General features: G+C 68.1%; 6 protein-coding genes and 1 tRNA gene. 5 read left to right on the forward strand and 2 right to left on the reverse strand.

The genetic code is table 11. The annotated features are described in order from the left end of the window. Positions 1-918: penicillin-binding transpeptidase domain-containing protein (locus tag GA0115259_RS27160; RefSeq protein WP_256098160.1), on the forward strand; the 918-nt coding region annotated here is incomplete at its 5' end. Here GA0115259_RS27160 and GA0115259_RS27165 read toward each other — a convergent pair. Together GA0115259_RS27165 and GA0115259_RS27170 are read right to left on the reverse strand one after the other, a co-directional pair. After that, a complete protein-coding gene (locus tag GA0115259_RS27165; protein ID WP_046506547.1) occupies positions 909-1,211 on the reverse strand; it encodes a GroES family chaperonin in 303 nt (100 codons plus the stop codon). The two genes, GA0115259_RS27160 and GA0115259_RS27165, sit on opposite strands and share 10 nt — an antisense overlap. 157 nt (positions 1,212-1,368) lie before the next feature. Next, on the reverse strand, positions 1,369-1,689 hold the full coding sequence (locus GA0115259_RS27170; protein WP_093601925.1) for a DUF3618 domain-containing protein: 321 nt from the start codon (positions 1,687-1,689) through the stop codon (positions 1,369-1,371). A gap of 148 nt (positions 1,690-1,837) precedes the next feature. On the opposite strand from GA0115259_RS27170, the gene bcp reads away from it, so the two are divergent. The 4 genes from bcp to GA0115259_RS27190 all read left to right on the forward strand — a co-directional run bounded on the left by bcp (position 1,838) and on the right by GA0115259_RS27190 (position 4,745). Continuing rightward, on the forward strand, positions 1,838-2,305 hold the full coding sequence (gene bcp / locus GA0115259_RS27175) for a thioredoxin-dependent thiol peroxidase (protein WP_093601927.1): 468 nt from the start codon (positions 1,838-1,840) through the stop codon (positions 2,303-2,305). A 132-nt stretch (positions 2,306-2,437) separates the two neighbouring features. After that, positions 2,438-3,859, forward strand: a complete 1,422-nt coding sequence (locus GA0115259_RS27180) for an MFS transporter (RefSeq protein WP_093601929.1) — start codon at positions 2,438-2,440, stop codon at positions 3,857-3,859. A 204-nt stretch (positions 3,860-4,063) separates the two neighbouring features. Next, complete coding sequence (locus GA0115259_RS27185) at positions 4,064-4,609, forward strand: HNH endonuclease (protein WP_237540530.1); 546 nt, start codon at positions 4,064-4,066, stop codon at positions 4,607-4,609. 53 nt (positions 4,610-4,662) lie between these two features. Beyond that, positions 4,663-4,745, forward strand: a tRNA-Leu gene (locus GA0115259_RS27190). Positions 4,746-4,794 lie beyond the last annotated feature (49 nt).

Consider the following 4,794-nt stretch of genomic DNA (forward strand, 5'->3'; position numbering starts at 1 on the left):
CTCCCCCCCCGGGACCCGCGGCAGGTCATCAGCCGCGAGGCCGCCGACACCACCACCGCGGTGCTGCGCGGCGTCGTCGAGGGCGGCACGGGCACCGCGGCCCTCTCGGCCGGCCGGCCCGCGGCGGGCAAGACGGGCACGGCGGAGGACGACAAGGCCGCCTGGTTCGCCGGCTACACCCCGAACCTGGCCACGGTCGTCGCGATGATGGGCGCCGATCCGAAGACCGCGGCACACAGACCGCTGTACGGCGCGCTGGGCCAGCCCCGTATCAACGGAGGAGGACCGCCGGCCGAGATCTGGGGCCGCTTCACGGCCGCCGCCCTCAGGGACACCCGGACCGAGGACTTCGATCTGCGGATGGACGACGGAGCGGAGGAGATGCTCTCACCGGAGGACGGATCGGATCCGTTCGGCGAATTCGGCGGCGGAGCGCCGGGCGACACCGCGGGCCGACCGGACGGGGACGAGAACGGTGACGGGGACGGGTCAGGCGACGGAGGATCCGGCGACGGAGGGCCTGGACAGGAGCAAGAGCAGGAGCAGGCGCCACAAGGACGGTCGGAGGGCTGGTCCGTCGCCCGGCCCGGAGTCCCGGCCCATGGCCCGACGGGCGGACACGGCGGTGGCACCGCCCGCGCCCCGGGACAACAGCAGGGATCAGGGTCAGGGTCCCAGGCGCGTCCGGACCGCGCGGACCGTACAGGCCAGACATCGGGCCAAGGACAGGTCCAGGGATCAGCGCGCGCGCAGACGTCACAGCAGCACGGTTACGGCGGCGCTTCCGTCCCTGGAGGAGTCGGTTCCACTTCCAGGTACGGAACCGTCGGCATCGGCAGAACCAGCGGCTTCCATGGACGGCCACGCGCCGACTACAGCGGCTACGGCACCTACAACGGCTACAACGGCTACAGATAGAGCCCGGTGGAGTCCTCGGAGCCCTCGAACCGGTCGGCGGCGACGGCGTGCAGATCGCGCTCCCGCATCAGTACGTACGCCACGCCGCGCACCTCGACCTCGGCCCGGTCCTCGGGGTCGTACAGCACCCGGTCACCGGGCTCCACCGTCCGTACGTTCTGCCCCACGGCCACCACCTCGGCCCAGGCCAGCCGCCTGCCGACAGCCGCCGTCGCGGGAATGACGATGCCGCCGGACGAGCGCCGCTCGCCCTCCGGGATGTCCGTCCTGACCAGAACACGGTCATGGAGCATACGGATGGGCAGTTTGTCGTGCTGGCTGTGGGGTTTCTCGCTCACGACTCAGAACCTACCTGCTTACGCCCGTGCCGGGCGCCACAGGGGTAAGCCGTACGCCGTAGGCGCCGTAGGCCTCGGTGCGGCCGGCCGACGCGCGCCAGCCGCCGCGCCGTCAGCGCTTGCGCCGCCGCATCGACACCGCGAGCAGCCCCACGACGCCGACCGCGATCAGCACCACCGGAACCAGACGCTCCAGCCGCGGCCCGCCGTCCAGTCCGATGAACGGCGCCCGTGCCCCCGACACCACCCTGTTCACCGCGACGAACGCGCGTCCGGCCGTGTGATCCACGCTGGAGACCACCCGGGCCTTCGCGTCGCCGACGATCGTCTTCGGATGCACCCGCACCCCGATCTCGTCCAGCGTCTCGGCAAGCTGCCCGCGCCTGCGGACGATGTCCGCCTCGATCTGCGCCGGGGTCCTGGAATCCGACACCGCGCTGCCTCCGTCGTCGTGTCCGGTAGTCCTTCGTCAGTACTTCAGCAGTACTTCCTCGACAGTCTGTCAGCTTCGCCGTCGCCGCACCCGACGGCACCCCCGATTACGCTCGGCCACGTACACCCGACCTCCATCGAGGAGAACCATGAGCGAGCGACTCAGCCCCGGCGACACCGCCCCCGCCTTCACCCTGCCCGACGCTGACGGCAAGGACGTCTCGCTCGCGGACCACAAGGGCCGGAAGGTCATCGTCTACTTCTACCCCGCCGCCCTCACTCCGGGCTGCACCAAGCAGGCCTGCGACTTCACGGACAATCTCGGTCTGCTGGCCGACGCCGGATACGACGTGATCGGTGTGTCGCCCGACAGGCCGGAGAAGCTGGCGAAGTTCCGCGAGAAGGAGAACCTCAAGGTCACGCTGGTCGGGGATCCGGCCAAGGGCGTTCTGGAGAGCTACGGAGCCTTCGGCGAGAAGAAGTCGTACGGCAAGACCGTGACCGGCGTGATCCGCTCCACGATCGTCGTCGACGAGGAGGGCAAGGTGGAGCACGCGTTCTACAACGTGCGGGCCACCGGCCATGTGGCGAAGATCATCAAGGATCTCGGCATCTGACAGACGCCTGGCACCAGGGCCGCGTGACCGGGGTCCCACGTGAGTGGGACTTCGGTTTGCCGTCGCCATGACCGTGCAGAAGGTTCCCTTGGACACGTTTGAACACGTTCGCCCGAGGAAGGGACCCGCGCCATGGCCAGCCATGAGCACGACGAGGAGGCCGACCCGGGCGCGGTCGAACGTCATCCCGAACCACACCGGTCCGGCATCACCGTCACCGACGAGCGCGCGGCAAGACGGGCGGTCAGGGCCGCCGCTCTGGGCAACGCCATGGAGTGGTTCGACTTCGGCCTCTACAGCTATCTGGCCGTGACGCTCGGACATGTCTTCTTCCCGTCCGGCAACTCCACGGTCCAGCTGCTCTCCTCCTTCGCGACCTTCGCCGTCGCCTTTCTCGTACGCCCGGTCGGCGGCACGGTCTTCGGCCCCATGGGCGACAGGATCGGCCGCAAGAAGGTGCTCGCGCTGACGATGATCATGATGGCGATCGGTACCTTCGCCATCGGTCTGATCCCTTCGTACGCGGCGATCGGCTTCTGGGCACCGGCCCTGCTGATCCTCTTCCGGCTGGTCCAGGGCTTCTCCACGGGCGGCGAGTACGGCGGCGCGTCCACGTTCATCGCGGAGTACGCGCCCGACAAACGCCGTGGCTACTACGGCAGCTTCCTGGAGTTCGGCACCCTCTCCGGATACATCGGCGCGGCGGGACTGGTCACCGCGCTGCACGCGTGGGCCGGCGCGGACGCCATGGAGGCATGGGGATGGCGGGTGCCGTTCCTGATCGCGGGCCCGCTGGGGCTGATCGGCCTGTATCTGCGGCTACGGCTGGACGAGACGCCCGCGTTCCAGCGGCTGGCGCCGGAGGCGGTGACGACCACGGTGAAGGCCGACCTGGGCAGGATCTTCCGGCAGTACTGGCGGACGCTGATCCTGTGCGTCGCGCTGGTCGGCGCGTACAACGTCACGGACTACATGCTGCTGTCGTACATGCCGACGTATCTCTCCGACGAGCTGGGCTACAGCGACACCCATGGACTGCTCATCCTGCTGGGCGTAATGGCGTTCCTGCTGCTGATCATCAACCGGATCGGCATCCTCAGCGACCGCTTCGGCCGCAAGCCGCTGCTGATGACCGGCATGCTCGGCTTCCTCCTCCTCTCGCTGCCGACCTTCCTGCTGATCGGCCAGGGCGGCGTCCCGGCGATCACGGCGGGCGTACTGATGCTGGGCCTCTCGCTGGTCTGCCTCCTCGGCACGATGTCGGCGGCGCTCCCGGCGCTGTTCCCGACGGAGGTCCGCTACGGCGCGCTCTCCGCGGGCTACAACCTCTCCGTATCCCTCTTCGGCGGCACAACCCCATTGGTGATCACGGCCCTGATCAGCGCCACCGGCAGCAATCTGACCCCGGCGTACTACGCGATGGCGGCGGCGCTGGTGGGGGTCGTGGCGGTAGCCCGCATAAGAGAAACAGCCCAACTCCCCTTGCCCGGCTCGCCACCGTCGGTCGCGACGGAGGCGGAAGCGGCGCAACTCCGATCCGATTTCCGGACGTGATAATCCGATATTTGGTTCGTTATCCAGTGCGACGCCATGAACACGTGGCCGCACAAAGGGGAATGAACCACCATGCGGGTGAGTCAGTACACACGGGAGGGCCTCATAGAGGCGGCAAGCTCGTCAAGGACGCTGTCAGAGGCATTGACGAAGCTCGGAGTTGATCCGAAGGCTTCCTCACGACGCAGGTACATAGCCGAGCGGATGAAGAAACTGGGCATCGACGTCTCGCACTTCCCACGCCAACGGAGGCGCGGCGCTACGGCCCGGCCGACCACGGCCGAATTGCAGGAGGCCGTCAATCGGTCCTGTTCGATATCCGCCACCCTGCGCAGCTTGCAGCAGCCGGACAACACGCGTATGCGCACGCTCTTCCACCAGTGGGTCGAGGAGGATGAAATCGACACGTCTCACTTCCTCGGACAGGCACATCAACGAGGCAAGCAGGGCCCGATCCCGGTGAAAACCGCGGAGCAGGTTCTGGTGAAGCACGACGGACGCAGACGCACCAAGACGGCGATGCTACGTCGATGCCTGCTCGAAATCGGCATCGCCGAGAGGTGCGCTCGCTGCGGGACCGGGCCCGAGTGGCTGGGGAAGCCCATGACACTTGAGGTCGATCACATCAGCGGTGACTGGAGCGACAACCGGGCCGAGAACCTCCGGCTGCTGTGCCCCAACTGTCATGCGATAACGACCACCTGGTGCCGGGGTGGTGACCGCCGAAAGCGAAGCGGAGAGCGGGCTTAGTCGACACTCCCAGCCTCGCCAATCCGCAAGCCCGGTATCATGGAAAGTGGCTTGCGGCCGTGTCGTAAGGGCAGCCGAGCGGCGCTTAGAACGCCGTGGGAGAAATCCCGTGTGGGTTCGAATCCCACCGGCCGCACGTTACAGAGGGGCCGCCCACGATCCGTGGGCGGCCCCTCTGCGTACCG

The organism is Streptomyces sp. MnatMP-M17, from assembly GCF_900091995.1.
GTDB lineage: Bacteria > Actinomycetota > Actinomycetes > Streptomycetales > Streptomycetaceae > Streptomyces.